The sequence below is a fragment of the Nocardiopsis sinuspersici genome (assembly GCF_001998325.1).
Classification (GTDB): Bacteria; Actinomycetota; Actinomycetes; order Streptosporangiales; family Streptosporangiaceae; genus Nocardiopsis; species Nocardiopsis sinuspersici.
This window is the reverse complement of sequence record NZ_MCOK01000001.1, coordinates 147,786-168,866: the sequence shown is the minus strand read 5'-3', so window position 1 is coordinate 168,866 and position 21,081 is coordinate 147,786. Positions and strand designations below refer to the sequence as shown.

Here is a 21,081-nt window from a genome sequence, read left to right as displayed (position 1 = left end):
CCGGGGGCGCGGAACACGCGTCGGAGGACTCACCCGGACCTCGATGGGCGAGGGTGGTCGTCCGGTTCTGCGAAAATCGGGGTATGGCTCTGTTCCGTCGTCGCCGCTCCGCCGACTCCACCACCGCCTTCACCGATTTCTGGGACGCCTGGCCCGCCTTGCGCGAGGCGCTCACCAGCGCGGTCGAGTCGGACCAGCCCGTGCCCGCCGAGGTCTCCGAGCGGCTCACCGCTCTGGTCCACGCGGTTCACCCCGACATGGACTGGGAGGTGGGCCCCGCGCCGAAACCGGGTGGCGGCGGCCTGGAGGACCTCGACCTGTCGGCGGACGTCGACCCGGGCAAACTCCTCGAACAGCTGGCCGCGCTGGACGACCCCTCCCGGCTGGACGGCCCCGCCTACGCCCTGACCCTGCGCCCGGGGGCCTCGGAGGAGGCGCGCATCCAGTCCGAGCGCTGGGCCCGCTCCGCCCCCGAGGACGACCAGTGGCTGTTCCAGCCGGTGCGCCCCGCCGACCACGACCGGCTGTCCTCCACCGTCCGCTGGGACGACCACGAGCTCGACCTGTCGCACGTGTCGGTGTCCATGCGGGTCGACCACGCCACCGGCAAGGTCGAGGTGGGCGTGTACCACCCCGACAACATGTTCCTGTCCGAGCGGACGCGCGAGCGCCTGGCCGAGCACGTCGCCCTGCTGGCGCTGGGCGAGGACGACATGGTCCGGTGGATCGGGAAGACGGCGCCGTTGGACGAGCCGCCGCTGGACCCGCTTCCGCCCACCTCGATGCCCGCCGTGGTGCGGCAGATGGCCGACATGCTCGGCGGCTCCGGCGGATGGGTGACCCTGCACGGACGCATCCCGCTGCAGGGCGCGGTGGAGATCCTGCTGCGCCATCCGCTGACCCGGCGCGACTTCCCCGCGTTCACCCTGTTCGTGCAGGTGGTCGTGCCGTACACGCACATGGACGAGGACAAGCTGCCCACCGAGTCCTCCGCCTCGGCCCTGGACGACCTGGAGGCCCGGGTCACCAGTGTGCTGGGGGACAACGGCGCGCTGTTCATGCGCCAGACCGTGGGCGGCAGGCGCGACTACCGCTACTACCTGGACCCGGAGTCGGGTGTGCTGCCCGAGTTCGAGGCCGTCCTGACGGACTGGCCCGAGGGGGAGGTCAAGCTGCGCAGCCAGATGGACCCCTCCTGGTCGCAGTTCAACGCCGCCCGCAGGCCGTTCCGCCGCCAACTGGGCGAGTAGGGGGCCTTCTCCGGGAATAGGGGCCCCTCCTCGGGGCAGTGGTATCAGGGGACCGTAACTCCCCCGGGCAGGGACTCCGACGGGGAGGCCGTGTCCCGGGACCGCCCGGGGTGGGAAGGCGGGGAGTGGTCCGGTGGAGCACCGGAGCACGAGCCGTCGGCCCGCAGCCGACCCCGGGGGGCGAGGGCCGGGGTGGATTCCCTTCCGCACCTTTGGCCCCAGATCCCCACAGGCGCAACGTGTCATTCCCACCAGGAGGATGATCCGGTCTGATGGACGGCGTGCTGCCACGAGCACCCACGGGCCGGCCCCGGGCCGCCGCGGTCGGCGCGATCCTCACCCTGTGTCTGGTGGGTGCTCCGCTGATGTCCCTGTTCCCCGTCGGTGTGTGGGACACCGCCCATGCCCTGACGATGAGCGGTGCGGGCCAGGGGATCCTGCTGCTCGCGCCGGTGGTCGTCGGTGCCGTCCTGCTGATGTTCTGGATCGGCCACCAGTGGTTGGAGAGGTCCGGGGTGAACCATCCCGCCGCCTCGGCCGCGCTGGTGACGTCCACCGCCATGGCAACGCCCGTGGTCGCCATGTTCCTGGCGCCGGAGGTCATGCCCATGCCCGGGGGGACGACCGTCAACACCGCCTTCCTGACCGGGGTGATCGCCACACTGGGCATGGGTGCGTCGGTGCTGGCCCAGCGGCCGCCGGACCGCTGGCAGCCGGGGGTGCTGCCCGCCCTGGCCGTGGTCGCCGTACTGCTCACGGCGCTGCCCGGCCTGTCCGAGATGGTGCGCGCACACGCCGCCGACGAGCGCTCGCGCGCGCAGATCACGTCGTTCGACCAGACGATCGCGGTGCTGGACCATCCGGACTGGTCGCTGGCCCAGGTGCACGAGGTGCACGAGGGGCTGCGCCTGACCTACCGCGGGCCCGAGGGTACGCCGCTCCACGTGCTGACCTGGAACGAGGAGCGCTCGACGAAGGCGGGTATCCACGCCGGGTGCGACTTCCCGGGAACGTGGTGCCGTGACCTGGAGGGGATGGTGGTCGTGCACCACTCCGGCGGCCATCCGAGCGAGCTGCGGACGCACCTGGACGACGGCACGGTGGCGAGCCTGGTGCCGCGGCCGGGCACGGCCGCCGACCTGGTCGACGCCTCCCGTGCCCTGCGCCCCGAGCGGCCCGGCGAGCGCGCCGCCCTGGTGGAGTCCGTCACGACGTAGGCGTCCCGGCGCCGCGATCTTGTACTTATAGCGAGGCTCGGCGCTCCAACCTCGCTATAAGTACAAGATCACCCCGTGTGGGCGCACTCCAGTCACACCGGCACCGTATCCGGGCAGCTGGCTGTGTCGGCGAGCGGAAAGGCGCCCCCGGTCGCAACCGGGAGCGCCTTTTCATCTCCGGAACCAGGCGACGTCGACGGCGCCGTCCGGAGCGGGAGGACGGGCCGAACCGACGGTCGCCCGCCCGGAGGAACGTGCCTCAGCCGTTCTCCTTCTGGATGCGCTGGACGAGCATCTGCTTGCCCTGCTCACCGGCCTTCTGGTTGTTCTCCTGGATCCGGCGGAACCACCGAGCGAGTTCCTCGTCGCCCTGGCGCTCGGCGTCCTTGATGTAGGTCTCCAGCTTCCAGACGTTCTCCAGGGACTGGTGAACGGCCCAGACCAGGTTGTAGTTCTTGTCCTTGAGCGGGCTCTCCGGCTCCGAAGCCATGACAACCTCCTTGGTGTCGCGCTTTCCGCTGCCGCGAGTCCCCTGCCCGAACCGGCTGGTCAGTACACACCGCTACGGCTGATGACGGTCAGTCCTTGCCGACTCTTGGCCCAGACGGGAAAGGGACTCGTGCACGGGTGCGCTCGGGGGGCACGCGACCGGCGCGGAGCCCTCCGGACACCGGCCTTCGGCGGTGAGGTGCCCGGCGGTGTCACGGCGCTCCCGCGCGGCGGTGGAGGCGGTCGAGCGCTGGGCGCGGCCCGGCTACTCGGACTCCGCGGTGTAGTAGTAGGGCTCGTCACCGTCCTCGTCGTATTCGGGCTCCAACCGCTCCGACAGGTCGACCTCGACCCCGGTTCCGGCGAAGGCGGCACGCACCTGCTCCTCCATCTCCTCACTGAGGTAGTGGTGGTGCAGGTCGAGCCTGCGCAGCCCGGCGAAGGCGGCGGCCCGGTCCACGAGCACCTGGCCGCCCCGGTCCGTGAGGACACCCAACGACAGGTCGAGCACCTCCAGGCGCCGGACGACGGGCGCATCGGCCAGCGCCATAACCCATCCGTCCACGGTCTCGGCGTTGCACACGCCCAGGCACGTCAGCCGGGGGAACGCCTCACCCGAGAGCACCGGCTCCAGGTCCGACGGCCAGGCGTCACAGCCGTACTCCATCATCCCCAGCCACAGCTCCAGGTGCTCCAGAGCGGGCAGCCCCGAGGACGCCACCTCGCGCACGACCCGGCCGGGGAGCCCGCCGGTCTCCACGGTGAGGGAGCGCAGCGAGTCGTGCGAGGGGACGTGCAGCCCGAGCTCGCCGCCCATGATTCCGTCGGCGCCCCTCACGGTCAGCTCCTCCAGCCGGGGGAAGGCCGCCAGGAGCGGGGCCAGATCGGACTGCTCGATCCAGGACAGCTCACACTCCGAGCCGTCGATGTCACCGAGGAAGACCGAACGCAGGTTCGGCAGCGCGTCGGCGTGCTCGGCCAACAGGTGGGTGATCTCGTGCTGGCCTCCGCCAGAGGCGTCCCAGTCACCGACGACCAGCGCCCCCACCCGTTCGGCGTCCACCACGGACAGGAAGCGGGCGACGTGCTCCGCGCACGCCTCGCCGTCGTACCGCAGCCGCCAGGCCACGGAACCGGGATCGCGGGGATCCCCGCCCCGCTCGCGGGCCCGGGTGATCCGCTCCTCCTCCGTGCCCCTTGCGGGGAACTCGACCACGGGCAGGCCCGCGAACTCGGTGAGAACAGGCATGGGCAATCCCTTCAGGGGGTGGAACGCCCCCATATCTAGCAGCCCCGGGCGACATACGGGGATGGGCGGAGAGCGGCTGATGTGCCGGAAGCAGCGCCCTACGGGGGATCACCGGTGGTCAGCCCGGCTCCCCCGGCCGCGGGCGGCCCGGCTACTCGGCCACCGCGGTGTAGTACCGGGGCTCGCCGTCGTCCTCATCCTCGTCGTAGTCGATCCCCAACCGGTAGGACAGGTCTGTCTCGACCCCGACCCCCGCGAACGCGGACCGCACCCGCTCCACCATCTCCTCACTCATGAAGTGGTGGTGCAGGTCGAGCCCGCGCAACCCCGAGAAGGCCTCGATCCGGTCCACGAGCATCCGCCCGCCCTCGTCCGTGAGGATCCCCAAGGACAGGTCGAGTACCTCCACACGCCTGACCACGGGCGCCTCGGCCAGCACCGGAACCCACTCGTCCACCTTCTGAGCGTTGCGCACGCCCAGGTACTTCAGCCGGGGAAACGCCTCACCCGAGAGCACCGGCGCCAGATCCTCCGGCGAGGTGCTACCGCCGTAGTGCTCCACCCCCAGCCACAACTCCAGGTGCTCCAGAGCGGGCAACCCCGAGGACGCCACCCCACGGGTGGTGGAGCCCGGCAGACCACCGCACTCGATGGTGAGGGAACGCAACGAGTCGTGTGAGGGCACATGCAGAGCGAGGACATCATCGCCCATGCCGTCGGCGCCCCGCACCGCTATCTCCTCCAACCGGGGAAAGGCCACCACGAGCGGCGCCAGGTCGGAATGGTCGATCCAGGAGAGCTCGCACTCCTCGAACCCCATGTCGCCCACGTAGACGGAACGCAGGTTCGACAGCGCGTCGGCGTGTTCGACCAGCAGGTTCACGGCGTCGTACAGACCTTGGTCGGAGGAGTCGTCCCAGTCTCCGATGACCAGCGCCCTCACCTGCTCGGCGCCCACCTCGGACAGGAAGCGGGCGACGTACCCGGCCTCTCCGTCCTCGCTCTCCGTCCGGCCATCAATGCGTAGCCGCCAGGCCACGGAGGCCGCGGAGGGCGAACCGGACGGGTCCCCGCCGCGCTCATGGACCCGCTGAAGCTCCTGACGCCATCCCTGGTCCGTCCTCTCGAAGGGAAACTCGACCACGGGCAGACCGGCGAACTCGGCAAGGTGGTTCGTGTAGAACATGGGGCCTCTCTCCTCAGGCTTCGGGGGATGAAACGTCCCCCGGCCTGAGAGCTCATCTCATGTGGCGGGTCTGCGGAAGCAGATCAACGTGCGGGCGGTGCCGGCGAACGCGGGGAAGTGCCCGGCTCCGCGCTCGTGGCGACGACGGAGTCGGAGGCATCCGGCCGGCCAGGCCACGGTGCGTTCACCTTGCCGGCGGTGTCACCACGACCGCTGGGAGGACTCCACGCCTTCGCGGGCCGGGCGACGGGCGACTCCGCGTTCTCGGAGCCATCGTTCACGCAGTGGGCCACGCGTTCAGGAGCCGAGTCGATCATGGATTGGCGTACATCTGCACGACGACGCGGTCGAAACGGCGCGCCTCGAGGTCCTGGCGGGTGATGGTCCAGTACAGGACCCCCATCGGGACTCCGATCCACTGCGCGAGCAGGACCCAGTCCTCGGGGCTGGTCCCCCGCACGCCCTCCTCCAGGGACGCCGAGGCGGGTGCCGGGTCCCCGTAGCCGTCGAAGTCCGCGGCGTAGCCACCGATCTGCCACTCGCCCCCCTCGTCGGACTGCTCGGACCAGACGTCCTGCAACGTCTTCGCGTGGGGGTGCCGGGCGAGGACCTCGTCCTCGACAGGGCAGGAGGGCAGTCCCACGCCGTGGATCAGCCGCAGGTCACCGGTGCGCCGCAGCTCATCGTCCAGGTCCTCGGGGGAGTCGTACTCGTAGGGCTCGTAGTCGAGCGAGACCTTCCGTTCCTCGACCGGTGTTCCAGCCGGGACGTATACGGCGCCGCCCGACAGGACAACGTCATCCAGTTCGATGTTCGCGAACAGGAGCACACGGCCGTCGGGCGGGAGCGGAAGGTCGGTGGCTTCCGGCGGGATCGCCGCCAGGTCGAGCGTCGCGATGAGTTGGTGCTCACAGGAGCCGTCGGGGTCGTCGGAGTCCCACACCGTGGCCGGGGTGGGCACGTCCGGCGGGAGCATCAGCGGACTGCCGAGCCGACCGACGACCGGGCCTGTGCCGTCGCGCGCAGTCCGCAGCTTCGGGCGGGCCAACCCGAGCCACCGGTCCACGTCGTCCGCCGGAACCCCCCTGTCGAGCGCCTGCTCCCGGAACCGGTCCAGCCACCACAGCGCCGACGCCGGCAGGGCTCCCACCGCCGGGTGCAGCACTCCCGCACCGAACTCCCAGCCGGGTTCCGGCCCCACCACTCCCGGCTCACCCGGCCCTGCGAGCCACTCCGCGGCGGACGAGCGGGTCCCCGCGTCGGCGTCCGACAGCGCGGCCGTCGCGGCTGCCCGGGCACCCGGGTGGTCGCCGAGCACCCTCCGGGCCGGCAGGCGGTGGCGGTTCGCGCCGAGCGCGAGCGAGGTCAGGCGCGGGACCAGGGCCTCAGGGACGACAGGGAACCGTTCGAGGATCGTCAGGATCATCGTCGTCGTGTCGACGGCGGACTCGTCCGGGTGCCGCCTCCCGTCGCCGCCGTCGAGGTACTCGTCCGCGAGGTCGAGGCGCTCGGCGAACAGGGGCCACCAGCGCTCGGCGTCCTCGGGTGTCAGGAAGGCGCCGATCTTTCGGCGGGTGTGGGTCGTGCGGGTGACCAGGAGCGCGGCGGTCCGCCGGTCCGCGTCGGGCATCCCGGCGGAGCGGTACGCGTCTCGCAGGGCGCGGACGTCGGGCATCATCGCCGGCCGCCCCTCGACGCCGTGCCACGGATGGTCTCCGTCGGACCCGCCGGCCCCCAGCGCCCGCAGCTCCTTCGCGAGGTCCGCGTCCTGGGGCGCGGCGACGGGTGGCAGGGAGGCGACGGCCTCCGCCTCTCTCAGCACCCGCACGCGGAAGACGGCCCGGCCCAGAAGCTGCTCGCGTTCCGGGTCCGCCGACCCGGCGCCGCCGTCGGCCAGGGCCTCCTCGATCGCCACCACGCCACCGCCGAGGTCGGCCAGGCGAGCCAGGGCATCCGGCAGGCGGTCCGGCGCCGCGGTCAGCAGATGCCGTCGCAGCAGGTCCACCTGCCGGGGCCCGTCGAACCGGGACAGCGTGGCCAGCGCCTCCGCCCGAACGCCCGCGTCGGCGTCGACCGCCAGCTCGGCGGCGAGTCCGGCGTGCGCTTTCGGCCTGCGTCCGCACAGGCGCGCCACATACCTCCGGACGTGGTCCTCGAACCCGGTGGCGACGTCCGCGAACTCGTCGGCGTACCGGGCGAGGAACGCGACGCCCGCGTCGCTCTCCAGGAGTCGGTTCCGGCGATACGCCCAGTGGCTGGAGTCCGCGTACAACAGCGCCGACAGCGTGGCGTGCACGGGAGTCCGGCCGGGAGCGTCGCCGGCTCGGGCGACCTCGGCGAGGGTGTGGGGGTCCCACCGCCGCTGGACGTTCTCGGCGTCGACCCCGTCCGCGGCGCCGTACGCACGGGTCACGTCGTCGGCCAGCACGAGGAGCCACGACGGCTCCCCGGAGACCGTTGTCCTGTCGGCGGCGGCGTGCAGCACCTGCCCGAACCGAGCGAGCACGTCGGCCTGTGCGATCCGGTAGACCGTGAGCCGTGCGGTCTCGGCATCCCGCGGCGACCAGCCGGGACGCAGGTCGGCGACGGCCGCCACCCGCTCGGCCGACCAGGTGAGGTCCGGCTTGGCGACCATGTCGGCGCCGGCCGGCCGCTCACGCAACGTCGCCAGGGCCTTCGGACCGGTACCGCGCAGTACGTGCTCGACCAACGGCTCGAAGACCCCCGACACCCGCAACGGCGCGAGGCAGTCCCGCACCGCGGCCGCCACCCGGAGCGAACTGTCCGTGCCACCGCACAAATCGGCCATTCCTGCTTCGGATCTGTACATGTCGGCAGCTTAGGAACGGGGGCCGACATTCGCGTTCGCCACTGCGATCTGTTCGAGGCCGGCCGAATACCGCCGCCCGCACCACCGGCACGAACACGAGGCCGACCACTTCCCCGCCTTCGTCCGCATCGTCTGCACACCGGCCTGCTACCGCCGACTCACCCAATGAGACGAATTCGAAAACCCCAGGCGACAGGCCAGGATGAGCGGTGGTCGGCCCGGCTTCTCCAGTCCGTTTCCCCAGCGGTGGGCGGCCCGACTACTCGGACGCAGCGGTGTAGTACTCGGGTTCGCCGTCGGTCTCGTCGTATTCGGGCTCCAAACGGTCGGACAGGTCCACCTCGACTCCGATTCCGGTGAACGCGGCCCGCACCCGCTCCACCATCCCCTCGCTCAGGTAGTGGTGGTGCAGGTCGAGTTCGCGCAGCCCGGAGAAGGCATCGGCCCGGTCGACAAGCGCCTGGCCACCCTTGTCGGTGAGGATCCCCAAGGAAAGGTCGAGCACTTCCAGGTTCTTGGCGACGGGCGCCTCGGCCAGCACCGGAACCCACTCGTCCACCCTCTCGGCGTTGCGCACACCCAGGTACCGCAGCCGGGGAAACGCCTCACCCGCGAGCACCGGCGCCAGGTCCGACGGCGAGGTGTCACCGCCGTAGTCCTCCACTCCCAGCCACAGCTCCAGGTGCTCCAGCGCGGGCAGCCCCGAGGACGCCACCTCGCGCGCGACCCGGCCGGGCAGGCCCCCGGTCTCCAGGGTGAGGGAGCGCAGCGAGGCGTGCGAGGGCACATGCAGCCGGAGCTCGCCTTCCATGCCCGCCGCGCCCTTCACGGCCAGCTCCTCCAACCGGGGGAAGGCGGCCACGAACGGTGCCAGGTCCCCCTGACTGATCCAGGAGAGCTCGGACTCCTCGAAGTCGATGTCGCCGACGAAGACGGACCGCAGGTTCGGCAACGCGTCAGCGTGCTCGATCAGCGGCTCCAGGAACCCCTCCGGGCCTTCCTGAGCCGGGTAGCCCCAGGCACCGAGGACCAGCGCCCCCACCTGCTCGGTGTCCACCACGGACAGGAAACGGGCGACGTGCTCCCCGCGCCCCTCCTCGGGGGGCTCGTCGCTGGTCCGCAGCCGCCAGGCCACGGAGGCGGGATTGCGCGGATCCCCGCCCTGTGCGCGGATCCGTTCGATCCGCCCCTCCTCCGTGCCGTCGGCGGGGAACTCGACCACGGGCAGACCCGCGAACTCGGTGAGACTGGGCATGGGATCTCTCTTCTCAGGGGGCGATCAGGGGGTGGAGCGTCCCCCATGCCTAGCAGTCCCGGGTGACGTACGGGGATCGGGCACCTGACGCCACCTGACGGCGCCAGGCGGGAGCACGGCCCGGGTCCGAGCCGACGTGGGCGAGGGGAGGCCGTCCGGCGTGGACGTCGTCGATGCCCTGCCTCCCATGGAGGTTCTGGAGAGCCGGCAGCCAGGGACACGGAAGCTTCCGGACCCCTGTCTTCGGCCTGTGGGGCAGTGGTCGGCAGGTCGGGACGAGGAGTGGGGGATTGCTCCCGGCACCCGCCGCGGCCGTCCCCCCGCTGCGAGGCGCAAGGAGAACAGCCGCGGCGGTGGTGCCGACGCTGGATCAGGCGGCGACGGAACCGCGCGTGCCCCTGCTCGTATCGGGAACGGCGACCGGACGTGTCCCGGGGCGAACGCCGATCCGCCGGGCCCGCGGCCGGAAGCTCCAGCAGCCCGATACCTCGTCTCCGTCCCTCCCCACCACCCCTGACCCGGGATGCGCATAACGCATGGCGACACCCGGAAGCCCTTCCCCGGGCCTCCGGGTGTTCTGCCGCGTCCTTCGCTGCGTCTTCCTAGTCGGGGGAGCCGGGCGGCGGCTGGGCGGTGTCCCCGCTCCCCTCCCCCATGCGTTCGGCGGGCGGTACGGCCTCCGGAGCGCCGACGGCCTCCCGCGCGACAGGGACGGCGGGGGTGGCGTCACGCTCCCGGAGCATCCGTTCCAGGCGCTCGACCTGCTGTCCCAACTCCACCAGCCGGGACATGACCGCCTCGTGCTGGACCTCCTCCATCTCCTGGTCCTCGGCCCAGCGGAGCTCGCTGACCTCCTGCTCCATCGACGTCACGATCACACCGATCACCAGGTTCAGCATGATGAACGTCGTCAGCACGATGTACAGCACGAAGAACGTCCAGCCCAGCGGGTGGTCCTCCAGCACGGCGTCCGAGACGTCCGGCCAGCTCTCCAGCGTCATCAGCAGGAACATCGTGTACAGGGACGTGTCCAGGTCGCCGAAGTAGGCCGGCACGTCCTCGCCGAACAACTGGTTGGCGATGATCGCCGCGGTGTAGATGACCACCAGGAGCAGGCTGATCACCGTGCCCATCCCCGGCACGGACTTGAACAGGGCACTGATGATCTGCCGCATCTGCGGAACCGCGGTGACCACCCGCAGGATCCTCAGCACCCGCAGGATGCGGAGCACGGCGAACGGGCCGACGGCGGGGACCAGCGAGATGGCGACCACGAGGAAGTCGAACCAGTTCCAGCCGCTGCGGAAGAACCCGCCCCGCCAGGCGTAGAGCTTGAGGCCTATCTCGACGGCGAACAACCCGACGATGGCGTGTTCCACGACGAGCAGATACGGAAGCGCCGAACCTCCGTAAGTCGCCCAACCCAAAATCGCGGCATTGACCAGAATCACCAGGAGCATCATGTTGGAGAACCATCGGCTCTCGACCACCTGGGTGACCTGTTCACGGCTCAATGCCACTTCCCCCTCCGCAATTCCACTCCTATTCGGACAAGGAGCACCTGAATATATCGAAGCGGGCTGTGCTTTCTTGTCACGCGCCATCCCCCGACTGGGCGCGTGCGCGTTCCTCCGCCTCTCCCGTGCTTTCGCGATGCCTCCGCCCACGCCGTTCCGCCTGGTGACGGCGTCCCGGAGGCCACACCCCCGCCCGGGTCAGGCGAACAGGGGAAAGCCACGGAGAGGGGGAATCCGGAGTGCGACATCCCACAGCCGCGTTTTCGGCCTGAACAACAACCAGTAGCCGCAGGACCGGAAACGCTGAGCCTGTGCAAGGTCCATGCCGTATCAGCGTCGCATCCGTCGACAGCGCTCCGTGCGCCCGGAAAATCCTCCCGGCGGGTGGAGCGGTGACGTGCGGACAGTGGTTCGAAGTGCCCTGCTGGTCACTGGTATGTTCTCTGCTGGCCACGGCAGAAGCCCGAGCCGTCGACAGCGCCATCGTCAGCGCCCCCGACCCCCGACTCCGATCTAGGAAGAGACATGGCGGAGCTGAAGTACTTCACCGGGGCGATGAACTCGGGCAAGAGCACCATGGCCCTCCAGGAGCACCACTCACGCGGTGGGGAAGGCGCGCTGTACACGAGACAGGACCGCGCGGGCGAGGGCATCATCTCGTCCAGGCTCGGGCTGAAGTCCCCCGCCATCGAGGTGACCGACGACCTGGACCTGTACGACGACGTCGCCGACCGCGGCGTGCCCTACGTCATCTGCGACGAGGCGCAGTTCCTCTCCTTCAAGCAGGTGGGGCAGCTCGCGGGCGTCGTGGACGGGTTGAAGATCGACGTGTACTGCTACGGGATCCTCACCGACTTCCAGGGGCAGTTGTTCCCCGGCTCCCAGCGCCTGGTGGAACTCGCCGACAAGGTGGAGGTCCTGCCGGTGTCCGCGCGCTGCTGGTGCGGCGGCCGTGCCACCCACAACGCGCGGGTGGTCGACGGTGTGATGGTCTACGTGGGCGAGCAGGTGCACATCGGCGGCAACGAGTCGTACGCGACCCTGTGCCGCCACCACTTCATGGCCGGAGTCGCCTGACCGACCTCAGAGCCTTCTACCGACCCTCAGCCCCTCAGAGTCACTCGGGAATCCAGTACTCGAATCCGTGCCCCAGGAAGTCCGCGATCTTCCTCGCCTCGTTCCTGAACTCGTTCTCCGATACCGTCCCGACCGATGTGTCCACCTGGTCATCAAATCGGATCTGATAGACAGCGCTCCTCGTCTGGATGAGGGCTATGTACACCGACTGTCCCTGATCACCGGTTCCATACACCGAGTAGGATTTCTCTCCGAGATCTGTCTTCCCCTCAGACTCCACATTGGCCAGTTCGCTTGAAAGCTCCGACCGGACTTCCTCGTATCTGATCGCAGCAACTTCCTCGGCTGAACCTCCCCTCTCAGCGTCAATAACTGCCTCATAGGAGAACCGGAAATGCCAGGGAGCCGAGTTCGAACTCGGAATAATCGTCCAGAGACAATCGTCCCGAACCACTCTCTCTGCGTCCTCGATCTCTGGCTCAGCCCCAGAGGCAGTATCAACATAGTCCTCTCCACCATCCTGGCGTGTGGTGTTGATGGAGGACAGGTAATCCAGGTTGTCTTCACAGACATTCATCTCCCCCTCCTCCAGTGAAGAGCGGGGCTCACCGATGTGCTCTGCGGGAAGGTCTCCAGAGCCGCCGGTTTCGGCTGCTATCCCGGAAGAGGTGAAGTCGAGAAAGAGGCTGGCGCCGCCGACAAGGACTCCGAAGACACCGAAGGCCGCGAGGGTCCCACACCCGAAAACCGCTGCGGCGGCCTTCCACCCGTGCAGTCCCTGCTTCGTGGGCGGTGCCTTCTCCTCAACCACGCTTATCCTGTGCCTCCAACTGGGCCTTCACATCCGGGTGCTCAAGCGGACGGGTGAAACCCACGATGTCCGAACGACTGGGGTCATCGTACTCGCGCACCGCGATCGGTCCACAGTCGGTGCACCAGGCCTCGACCATCAGCCCTTCACCGATCACCATTCCCACATGTCCGGGTCCCGACGGCTCCCCCGCACGACTCACATCGAAGAACACCAGGTCACCGGGCTGCTCTTCTCCACTGGGAATCTCGGGGCCGAATTTCCACTGGTTCTGGGAAATACGCGGGATCGAGGCACCGATGCTCTCGTATGCCTTCTGCATCAGGCCGGAGCAGTCGTACCCGACCGGCCCGATACCACCCCAGATGTAGGGCTTTCCGCGCTGGTCCAGGGCCCAGTCGACCACGGCCTGGGAAAGCTCGTCGGGGGCCTGCCCGATCAGTGTTCCCGCCTCGTCGAACTGGCACATGACAGCGGTCTGGACGGAGCCCGACGTGTCGTAGTTCCCGTCCGAGTACTCCTCCGCCCATCCCATGACGTCGTCCACGTACCACCAGGCGTGGTTGTAGCCGTAGATGGCCTGCCGGACGTCCTCCTTCAGGCCATGGGCGATCAAGTAGTCGGCGGCGGCCGGAATCGCGTCTGCGGGATCGTAGACGTTGACGATCCCGTCGCCGTTGCCGTCGACGCCGTACCCGTTCTCCGGCCGCTCCTCGACGGGCTGGATCGGCTCGCCGCCCCAGCTATTGCCCGCCGCGGAGCCGTCCAGGGCACCGAACTGCATCGGTCCGGCCGCGCCCCAGTCGTTGTGTCCCTCGGTGATCCCCGGGCCCTCCCAGCGCCCGTGGTGGGACTCCACCTGGCCGACACCCGCCAGGATGTTCCACGGGATTCCGCGGTCCTCCCCGACCTCCATGTACACATCCAGGTAGTTCTGCGGGATGGAGTCCATCGCGTAGCCGCTCGCGTCCGGCTGTTCGGCGTTCGCGTCCGGATCGCAGGTGAGGCCGTTCGTCACCAGGGAACCGATCTGCTGGGTGGTGTTGCTGATCACGGGGATCACGAACATCGCCGCCATGATCATCAGGGAGATCGCGATGGTGACGGCGGCACCGAACCAGAGACCCGCCGCTCCCCGGTCGGAGGATGTACGGGTGAACAGGGAGATCAAGGGATCACTCCTCCCCTCCGAACTGCCCGACGTCGGCGGGCTGGAAGTCGAAGACCTGCCAGGAGTCGCCGCTGCGCACGACGGTGACTGCGAACTCACCGAGTTCCTCGTCGAACTCCGCGTTCCCGGTCTCGGTGATGGACTGCGCCGTCACGACGAAGGTGATCGAGTCCCCTCCGAAGGTCCGCACCGATTCGACCTCGGCCCGCCCCTCGGCGACGGCCTCGGCCTCTGACATCTGGTCCCAGAAGGCGCCGACCCTGCTCGTGTCGGACAGGACCTCGGCGAACTCGTCGGTGGCCAGTTCCTCCATCGAGGCGTAGTAGGACTCGGGGGACTGGGTGTAGTCGATGGTCCCGTACGCCTCGGCGAAGGCCCGGGCGGCCGCCCCGGCCGTCCGGAGTTCCTCCTCGGTGAAGGGGAACCAGTCGAGGACGTTCACATCCTCGGCGCCGGTCGTCGGGATCGGGCTCGGTTCGACGGTGGACAGCGCGTCCGGTCCGCCGGAACCTCCCGTACCTTCCGACTCCTGGGAGGTCCCGGACTCGGTCTCTGGAGAGGCCGCCGCCGGGTCCTCCTCCGCGTCCTGACCGAAATCACCGAAGCTCAGGTACAGCCCGAACGCGACCAGCACGATGATCAGTCCGATGAAGACAGCCCGCTGGGCACGTTCGGGGAGAGGGTTGGGCATCGCTTCGGGCCTTTGTTCGTCAGTCGTCGTTCAACCAGAAGGGAACGTCGCGCTTGCGGTCCCTGGTGGGAGAGGAACTGCTCTCCCCCCAGAAGGGGGTGATGGGCGCGTTGTCCCCGCGCTTTCCGGAGCCGGTCAGCCAACCTCCGTCGCCGTCGCCCCGGCCACGGCTCTCGCTGGTGGGCGCGGGCCGGGCCGGACGCTGCGGAGCGGGGCGTTCGCGCCTCTCCTTCGGAGCACTCCAGCGTGAACCGCGGGCGTTGGGGTTCCCCCTGGGCGGGGTGTCCTCGCGTCCACTGAAGATGCCTCGTCCGCTCCCGGACGCGGGCCGCTCGGAACTCGCCGCGCGGCCGCCTCCGGAGACGGGTGCCGCGCCGCCGGACATGGAACCGCCACCGCGACCACTGCCGCTGTCACCGCCGTGCCGTTCGGGACCGCCGCGGCTTCCGGCGCTGGTCCCGAACACGGAGGCCCAGCCGCTGTCCCCGGTACCGGTGTAGCCACCGCTGGGACGGGGCGGGATGGAACCCGCGCCCGCCGCGCTACCGGAGAGGCTCGGAGCCTGGTCACTGCTACGGCTGGACGTGCCGCCGCGGGTGCCGCCAGCGCCGGCACCGCCCACAGGGGCGCTCCTGGTGACGTTGAGGGGCGGAGCCGCGTTGTCCCGCACCCTGCCGTACCCCGCGACTCCACGCGCCCGCGCTCCCTCCGCACGGACCGGGCCGCCATCGGTCGAGACGTCCTCGGCCACATCGCCGACATCGGTTCCGGCGGTCGGTACTCCGCCGCCGCCCGCCGGGACCCCGGCAGCCACCCCGGCGATCTGGGGTCCCCGCCGCAGCCCCCAGGCCTGGGCCTTCAGGTTGGCGACCGGAGGCAGGACCGCCGCGCTCCTGCTGAGCGCCTGGCTCTGAGCGGCGTCGCTGACGATGCGCGAGGTGAAGGTGTTCGCGTTGACCGAGGTGAAGAGGTAGGCGAAGGGCTTGCGGTAGACGAACAGGGCCACGGTGAAGAGTGCCAGCAGGATCATCTGCAGGCCCCAGCCGAGGCTGGTGGACATGACCATGCCGTAGCACATGACCAGCAGGGAGATCAGGAGCACGATGAAGATCTGCTTGAGTAGAAAACCGACCATCAGCTCGACCCAGCGCAGCAGGACCATCCGCCCGTAACCCGGGTGGATACCGATCAGCAGAAAGATCGGCGAGAGCAGGAAGAGAAGGAGAAAGGCGATTTTCAAAACGATGAGTGCCACGGAACCCGCAAGGATCAGACCTCCGGCGAAGATCGAGGCGAAAAGCGCGAGTGTGGCTACTCCTAGACGACTCCCCTGGTCTTCTCCTGAGAAGAGCGGGTAGACACTGGGAAAAGAGGACTCGACACTTGCAGCAATTTCTTCATAGTTTTCCTGCTTCCCTGCTACCAGGGATGTCGCTTCGATTTCTCCATCAGCGATCTGTTGTTGTTCTATACGGCTGATCCCCTGTGCTGAGATCAGATCTTGCGCATGCTCCTGCGCAGCGATCTCCGCAATGTCTCCGCTCCCGAACTGGCCAGCGACCCAGGGCTGGCACACCAGGCTGGACCACAGCATGTCCGCGTTGCGCCTGACCTGGAAGTCGGCTTCTGACTCCCAATCCGCTCGCTCGGGCGCCTCAGCGCCAGGCGGGCATGTCCCCGATCCTCCTCCGTAGGGCACCTGCCCGACGGCACTGGTCACCAACTGGCTGCCGGAGTTCACCAGGCTGCTGGCCATACCCATGATCTGTGCGGGATTGACCATGATCCACAGGCCGAGAGCCGTCGCCGCGACCATCCAGATGGAGGATTCGATCGTGAGCGTCATCCTCTTCCGGATAAGCCCGTACCAGCCCAGCCACAGCGCACCGAGAATAACGACGGTGGGAATCAGCGGCCGCCAGATCCCTTCCCGGAGCGTGACCACGACGTTCTCGACCAGTTCGTTGAAGCTGGCGAGGAGGCCGTCGGAGGTCGCGGCCTGGTAAACCGTGATCGTCGACTGGTTGATGGTCTTCGAGAGGTCCCAGGCCGTGTTGGCGAGAGTGGCCTGCGCGCCGTTGCTGATTCCGTCGACGCAGGACTCGGTGATCATGTGCCACTGCTGACCGGCGGTGCCGTACTGGCCGTACATACTGGCGTCGGGCGGTAGGCCGTTCGGGGAACCCTCGATGGAGGACTGCGACTGCGGAGGCACCAGCAGGCCGTCCGCGCCGCTTCCCGCCGACTCCGGCAGCGGCGCCGGTTCACCCGGGCACAGCGGAGCCGCCTGGGCTCCGCTGAGCGGCAGCACGACGAGACCGGCCAGCACCAGGAACGTCATCAGGATGCGTCGCCATCCGCGCCGTCGGACGTGCTGATGCGTCATCTGCTGGCTCCTGCGTCGTGGTTCGGGCCGAGGTGGACGTTCGCAGACACGGGGCCCTGCTGGTCACACCCGTGCACGCGTGCTCACCGCACGCGGCCCGTGCGCGACCGCAGGGCCCCCGCATGTCTTTACCCCATCCTCTATGGTGCGTCATCACCCGCTGAGGAGATGGGTGCAACGCGATGGATTTTCCGCCTCCTACCGTCCGCACGACCAGAACCCGGGGGACAAAACCGACCCTTGCCAATGTTTGTGCAGGTAGCAGGCACGAACGGCTTTCCGAAACACCCAAAAAGTACAAGGCCACAATTTGCTACCCACGTCGGCACTATGAGGGGCGTCACACTCAGGCCCGTGTCCAAAAATGGACACCATGTCCTAAAACGGACTGATACCGGGTGCCAGTACTGCCTTCGGTGAGAGCCCGAGTCCCCATTGCCGCAGGACCGAAACCTGACGTAGGACCACGGCCGCACCACCTGTGCCCCTTGCGCCCCAACCGGCCCCGCCCCAGTCAGTACGGGATTTCTGGGAATCACAGAGAAGAGCACCATCCGCTCCGCTCCCCGACCGGAGGACCCGACATGGCCGCTGAGCCCACTCCCCCGTACGGCCCACCCGATCCGCCCCACCCGCCATCCCATCCGGGAACCGTCCATCGGCCCATGTCCGCCGGGGGCACCGTCGCGCTCCTCGTGGGCGGGGCCCTGTACCCGCTGCTGGTCTCGGGCGTCCTCCTCGTGGGCGGAGCCCTCCTGCTCTTCGCCCTCACCGGCGGGGCCACAGGGCTCGCCGTCGGTACCGTACTCGTCCTGTGCGTACTGGTCCCGGGCGCGCACTGGCTCCTGCTGTCACTCCTGCGCCGGGCCCGCGTCCCCCGCCCGGGTGCCGTCGCCACCCTGCTGACGGGATCGGTCGTACTGGCGTTCGCCCAGATGGCGCTCCTGACCTTCGCCTTCGACGTCGGCTGGTTCGGAGGCGTGCCGCTCACCGCGGCCTTCCAGGGCATCGTCGCCGCCACCGTGCTGGCCGTGAGCCACGGCCGCGCGCTGGGCTGGGCCTGGGCCGCGGTGTGCGCGGTGGCGGTGGTGTCCTCTCTGGTCTCCGCGAGCGGGGACGCCCTCGCCGGCCGCCAGGAGGCCCAGTGGACGCGGGAGACGCTCGCCGCCCATCCGTACGTGGTCACCGTGCCGACCGGATGAGGCCGGGTCCTCCCTCCCCGCACTCCGATTCGCGTGGCTCCTTCCCCAACCCGGAAGCGCCCGAGGACGTCAACCAGGTGACCCCTTTCCCCGCTTCCGTGAGGACCCATGAGCACCGCTCCCGAGTCACCGCCCGGCCTCCAGCACGCGCCCGTCCCCGGGCCGGCCCACAGCACGGGCGCCGTGTGGACGATGGTCGCGGCCGCCGTCGTGTACCCGCTCCTGGTGAGCACGGTCCTGTGGGCCGGAGGACTGCTCGTCCTTCTCGGCGCACCGCACCACGGCTGGATGTACACGGCCTCGCTCGGCGCGGTCACCCTTGCGTTGACCGGCGCCGGGCACTACCTGCTTCTGCGGATCCTGCGCCGCCTGGGTGTTCCCCGGCCCCGGGAGTTCCCCACGGTCCTGAGCACGGCGGTGCTGGCGGCCGGTGCCCAGGCGATGGTGGCGTTGGTCCTGCACGTCATGGCCTTCGTGCTCCTGCCGGCCGTCTGCCTGGCGATGTCCCTGCTCGGGTGTGCCGTGTGGACCGCGTTCAGGCGCGGTCCCCGGTTCTCCCCCATGCTCACGCTCTCCCCCGTCGTCGCGGTGGCGCTGCTGCTCTCGGGTACCTGGTGGGCGGGCTTCGAGGAGGAGCGCCGGAGGGAGCGGGAGGAACTCCTTCGGGACGCCGCCGCCTTCCCACTCACGGTCGCCGTGCTGGACTCGGGCGACTGGAGACCGCTGGACATGCGGTTCAGCCACAGCCTTCGGGAGGCCGGCGTCGTCGTCGAGGACGAGTTCCACGAAGCCACCGTCGTCTACGTGCCCGCCGACCCCTCCCCCGGGCTCGACGGGTTCAGCCTCACCCTGGAGAGCATGGCGAAGGAGGACGCGGGTGAGAGGCCCATGCACCGGTCGTGTGGGTCCGAGGGCGGGACGTGGACGTGCGAGGAGCACGGGGACGCCGTCATCGCCACCAGCACGCGGGAAGGCGTGACCGGGAGGATGGAGGCACGCACGGAGTTCGCCGACGCGATCGTCATCCTCAGGGCGGACCTGCCCGGGGACGGCCGGGGAAATCCGGCCATGGAGTTCCCCGACATCGGTTTCGTGGAGCTGTCCGAGCACATCCGGCCCGAGGAGCCGGGAGAGCGCGAGGAGCTCGTGGCGACGGTCACGGACTGACCGCGACGCCTCCCCGGGCGCGGGCGTGCACCGGGTCCGGTCCGGATCGGAGACCGGTTGTGGGGGACGTCCTCACCAGGAGGTGGTCCGCAGCTCGCCCAGGTCCGCCAGGGCGACGCGGCCCTCCTCGGCCAGGACGCGCACCATCTCCTCGGCCTCGGGCAGGGTGACGTGGCGTCCCCGGGACACGCCCTCGGCGGGTGAGGGGCTCTCCATCCACAGCAGGGAGCCGCTCTCCCACATCATCTGGGCGACCTCGCCGTTCGCGGCCGTGAACACCGCGAACGTGCCCTTGGCGGGAGTGAGCTGGTAGACGAGCTGGCGGGCGGCGGCCGTCTCCAGGGGTTCGGCGTAGTCCACGAAACCCATGCCCTCCTCGGCGGTGTCGGCGTAGTTCACCTCCAGCAGGCCGGCGTGGGAGGAGCGGGCCTCCTCGCGGGGCCACACGGCGCCGACCGCCCAGCGGCTGAGCGGCTCCTCGACGCGCTCCCGCGAGAGCGCGGGGCCGTGGTGCACGCGCAGGAGGTCGAAGTCGCGCTCCAGGACGATGGTCTGGCCGTGGCCGCTGCTCAGGGTGGCCACGAAGGAGCGCGGCAGCCAGGGCAGGACCATTCGGGACAGCTCGCGGACGCTCACGCGGCCCTCGTAGCGGGAGATCCACTCGGGGACGCCGTAGGAGCCGGGATCGTTGAAGGAGACCCGGACCATGGGCTCGCCGTCCACGGCGGGGCCGGGGAAGGCCGCCCCGCGGCCGAAGCGGCGTCGGCTCCAGTCCATGGGTATGAGCAGGCCCCGGTCGGGGTCGCCGTCCCAGTCGACCGTGAGCCCGTGGGCGCGCAGGGTCTCGGCGGTCTCCTCACCGACGGCGGCGCGGCGCAGCGGGTGGCTGGCCTCGAAGCGAACGACCAGCGGACCGCCCGCGACCGCGTTCTTCCTGTCCTGGCGGTGGTAGAACGCGTAGCCGCGCACCGCCTGCCCGCTGGGGACCGAGTTGCGGGTGGCGAGCTCGCCGTTCAGGGCGGCCTTGGCGCAGCCGTCGCAGCAGCCGAACTCCTCGCGGGCGATGACACCGGACTCGTCCAGGGCGCGGAAGGCGCGGGTGAGGCGCTCTCCGTCGGTGCGGACGGGCCACCGGCGCTGCCTGTGGGCGTGGTCGGCCATGGCCCGGTCCACGTGGTCGTGCAGCTGGGAGAGCGCCTCGCGGACCTCGGGCGAGTCGGGGTCCTGGTCCTTCTCCAGCACGTCGACCAGGTCCTGTCCGGCGTGCCGCAGGATCTCGGTGAACCCCTCCCTGCCCGAGGCCACCCGTACGTTCACGGCCTCTTTGGCGGTGGTGAGGGGATGGCGGGTGCTCTCACAGACATCACTCATCCGCCCAATGTGTCAGAAGCCGAACGTGTTTGGGACGGATCGCCGAAGACCTTGCTGTCCGCAACCGGACAACTACGGCACCGCTGGCCACCACGGGTGCCGGGTGCGTGACCCGGGTGATCTACGTCTCGTGCAGGCGTGTTCACGGGCCCCGCGTACGAACGGCGCGGCCTCCTCCGCCTCCGCCCACGTGTCCGTGTGCGCCCCGGGAG

16 protein-coding genes are annotated in these 21,081 nt (G+C 69.6%); 5 read left to right on the top strand and 11 right to left on the bottom strand.

Annotated features, from left to right (window positions below):
- The first annotated feature begins 83 nt into the window (after nucleotides 1-83).
- Nucleotides 84-1,250 carry a DUF695 domain-containing protein gene (locus NOSIN_RS00715; RefSeq protein WP_077688883.1) on the top strand — a complete coding sequence of 389 codons (1,167 nt, stop codon included), beginning with the start codon at nucleotides 84-86 and terminating at the stop codon, nucleotides 1,248-1,250.
- Nucleotides 1,251-1,522: 272 nt separating this feature from the next.
- Entirely contained in the window at nucleotides 1,523-2,467 is a 945-nt protein-coding gene (locus NOSIN_RS00710; protein ID WP_227014739.1) for a hypothetical protein, read from the top strand.
- Between the two features lie 259 nt (nucleotides 2,468-2,726).
- Here NOSIN_RS00710 and NOSIN_RS00705 read toward each other — a convergent pair whose 3' ends face one another.
- The 6 genes from NOSIN_RS00705 to NOSIN_RS00680 all read right to left on the bottom strand — a co-directional run bounded on the left by NOSIN_RS00705 (nucleotide 2,727) and on the right by NOSIN_RS00680 (nucleotide 10,990).
- Complete coding sequence (locus tag NOSIN_RS00705; RefSeq protein ID WP_077688882.1) at nucleotides 2,727-2,957, bottom strand: hypothetical protein; 231 nt, start codon at nucleotides 2,955-2,957, stop codon at nucleotides 2,727-2,729.
- A 264-nt stretch (nucleotides 2,958-3,221) separates the two neighbouring features.
- The gene (locus NOSIN_RS00700) at nucleotides 3,222-4,205 is read right to left on the bottom strand and encodes an STM4015 family protein (protein ID WP_077688881.1); all 984 of its coding nucleotides are present in this window, start codon (nucleotides 4,203-4,205) and stop codon (nucleotides 3,222-3,224) included.
- Nucleotides 4,206-4,356: 151 nt separating this feature from the next.
- Nucleotides 4,357-5,391: an STM4015 family protein gene (locus NOSIN_RS00695; protein WP_077688880.1), complete on the bottom strand. Its 1,035-nt coding sequence runs from the start codon at nucleotides 5,389-5,391 to the stop codon at nucleotides 4,357-4,359.
- A 313-nt stretch (nucleotides 5,392-5,704) separates the two neighbouring features.
- Nucleotides 5,705-8,221 carry a DUF1963 domain-containing protein gene (locus NOSIN_RS00690; RefSeq protein ID WP_143832825.1) on the bottom strand — a complete coding sequence of 839 codons (2,517 nt, stop codon included), beginning with the start codon at nucleotides 8,219-8,221 and terminating at the stop codon, nucleotides 5,705-5,707.
- A gap of 259 nt (nucleotides 8,222-8,480) precedes the next feature.
- Nucleotides 8,481-9,476, bottom strand: coding sequence for an STM4015 family protein (locus tag NOSIN_RS00685; protein WP_077688878.1), 996 nt, complete (start codon nucleotides 9,474-9,476; stop codon nucleotides 8,481-8,483).
- A gap of 602 nt (nucleotides 9,477-10,078) precedes the next feature.
- A complete protein-coding gene (locus NOSIN_RS00680) occupies nucleotides 10,079-10,990 on the bottom strand; it encodes an ion transporter (protein WP_227014738.1) in 912 nt (303 codons plus the stop codon).
- A 528-nt stretch (nucleotides 10,991-11,518) separates the two neighbouring features.
- Between NOSIN_RS00680 and NOSIN_RS00675 the strand changes: the two genes are divergently transcribed.
- The gene (locus tag NOSIN_RS00675) at nucleotides 11,519-12,070 is read left to right on the top strand and encodes a thymidine kinase (RefSeq protein WP_077688877.1); all 552 of its coding nucleotides are present in this window, start codon (nucleotides 11,519-11,521) and stop codon (nucleotides 12,068-12,070) included.
- Nucleotides 12,071-12,110: 40 nt separating this feature from the next.
- Here NOSIN_RS00675 and NOSIN_RS00670 read toward each other — a convergent pair whose 3' ends face one another.
- The 4 genes from NOSIN_RS00670 to NOSIN_RS00655 are packed head-to-tail and all read right to left on the bottom strand — an operon-like array spanning nucleotide 12,111 to nucleotide 17,129.
- Nucleotides 12,111-12,881, bottom strand: coding sequence for a hypothetical protein (locus NOSIN_RS00670; RefSeq protein WP_077688876.1), 771 nt, complete (start codon nucleotides 12,879-12,881; stop codon nucleotides 12,111-12,113).
- The gene (locus tag NOSIN_RS00665) at nucleotides 12,874-14,052 is read right to left on the bottom strand and encodes a C40 family peptidase (RefSeq protein WP_077688875.1); all 1,179 of its coding nucleotides are present in this window, start codon (nucleotides 14,050-14,052) and stop codon (nucleotides 12,874-12,876) included. The genes NOSIN_RS00670 and NOSIN_RS00665 overlap by 8 nt, the downstream gene beginning before the upstream one ends.
- Nucleotides 14,053-14,056: 4 nt before the next feature.
- Nucleotides 14,057-14,743 (bottom strand): hypothetical protein, encoded by a 687-nt coding sequence (locus tag NOSIN_RS00660; protein ID WP_077688874.1) that lies wholly within the window; start codon nucleotides 14,741-14,743, stop codon nucleotides 14,057-14,059.
- Nucleotides 14,744-14,762: 19 nt separating this feature from the next.
- A complete protein-coding gene (locus NOSIN_RS00655; protein WP_143832824.1) occupies nucleotides 14,763-17,129 on the bottom strand; it encodes a conjugal transfer protein TrbL in 2,367 nt (788 codons plus the stop codon).
- Between the two features lie 665 nt (nucleotides 17,130-17,794).
- Between NOSIN_RS00655 and NOSIN_RS00640 the strand changes: the two genes are divergently transcribed.
- Both NOSIN_RS00640 and NOSIN_RS00635 read left to right on the top strand, forming a co-directional pair.
- On the top strand, nucleotides 17,795-18,331 hold the full coding sequence (locus NOSIN_RS00640) for a hypothetical protein (protein ID WP_077688872.1): 537 nt from the start codon (nucleotides 17,795-17,797) through the stop codon (nucleotides 18,329-18,331).
- A 108-nt stretch (nucleotides 18,332-18,439) separates the two neighbouring features.
- Entirely contained in the window at nucleotides 18,440-19,498 is a 1,059-nt protein-coding gene (locus NOSIN_RS00635; protein ID WP_077688871.1) for a hypothetical protein, read from the top strand.
- Nucleotides 19,499-19,570: 72 nt separating this feature from the next.
- Here NOSIN_RS00635 and NOSIN_RS00630 read toward each other — a convergent pair whose 3' ends face one another.
- Nucleotides 19,571-20,869 (bottom strand): DUF6891 domain-containing protein, encoded by a 1,299-nt coding sequence (locus tag NOSIN_RS00630; protein ID WP_077688870.1) that lies wholly within the window; start codon nucleotides 20,867-20,869, stop codon nucleotides 19,571-19,573.
- Nucleotides 20,870-21,081 lie beyond the last annotated feature (212 nt).

Excerpts from the sequence above, each read along its gene's own strand:
- NOSIN_RS00700 (WP_077688881.1), bottom strand. The coding sequence starts at position 4,205 with ATGCCTGTTCTCACCGAGTTCGCGGGCCTGCCCGTGGTCGAGTTCCCC.
- NOSIN_RS00655 (WP_143832824.1), bottom strand. The coding sequence starts at position 17,129 with ATGACGCATCAGCACGTCCGACGGCGCGGATGGCGACGCATCCTGATG.
- NOSIN_RS00660 (WP_077688874.1), bottom strand. The coding sequence starts at position 14,743 with ATGCCCAACCCTCTCCCCGAACGTGCCCAGCGGGCTGTCTTCATCGGA.
- NOSIN_RS00710 (WP_227014739.1), top strand. The coding sequence starts at position 1,523 with ATGGACGGCGTGCTGCCACGAGCACCCACGGGCCGGCCCCGGGCCGCC.
- NOSIN_RS00695 (WP_077688880.1), bottom strand. The coding sequence starts at position 5,391 with ATGTTCTACACGAACCACCTTGCCGAGTTCGCCGGTCTGCCCGTGGTC.
- NOSIN_RS00690 (WP_143832825.1), bottom strand. The coding sequence starts at position 8,221 with ATGTACAGATCCGAAGCAGGAATGGCCGATTTGTGCGGTGGCACGGAC.
- NOSIN_RS00635 (WP_077688871.1), top strand. The coding sequence starts at position 18,440 with ATGAGCACCGCTCCCGAGTCACCGCCCGGCCTCCAGCACGCGCCCGTC.
- NOSIN_RS00640 (WP_077688872.1), top strand. The coding sequence starts at position 17,795 with ATGTCCGCCGGGGGCACCGTCGCGCTCCTCGTGGGCGGGGCCCTGTAC.
- NOSIN_RS00675 (WP_077688877.1), top strand. The coding sequence starts at position 11,519 with ATGGCGGAGCTGAAGTACTTCACCGGGGCGATGAACTCGGGCAAGAGC.
- NOSIN_RS00630 (WP_077688870.1), bottom strand. The coding sequence starts at position 20,869 with ATGAGTGATGTCTGTGAGAGCACCCGCCATCCCCTCACCACCGCCAAA.
- NOSIN_RS00715 (WP_077688883.1), top strand. The coding sequence starts at position 84 with ATGGCTCTGTTCCGTCGTCGCCGCTCCGCCGACTCCACCACCGCCTTC.
- NOSIN_RS00685 (WP_077688878.1), bottom strand. The coding sequence starts at position 9,476 with ATGCCCAGTCTCACCGAGTTCGCGGGTCTGCCCGTGGTCGAGTTCCCC.
- NOSIN_RS00705 (WP_077688882.1), bottom strand. The coding sequence starts at position 2,957 with ATGGCTTCGGAGCCGGAGAGCCCGCTCAAGGACAAGAACTACAACCTG.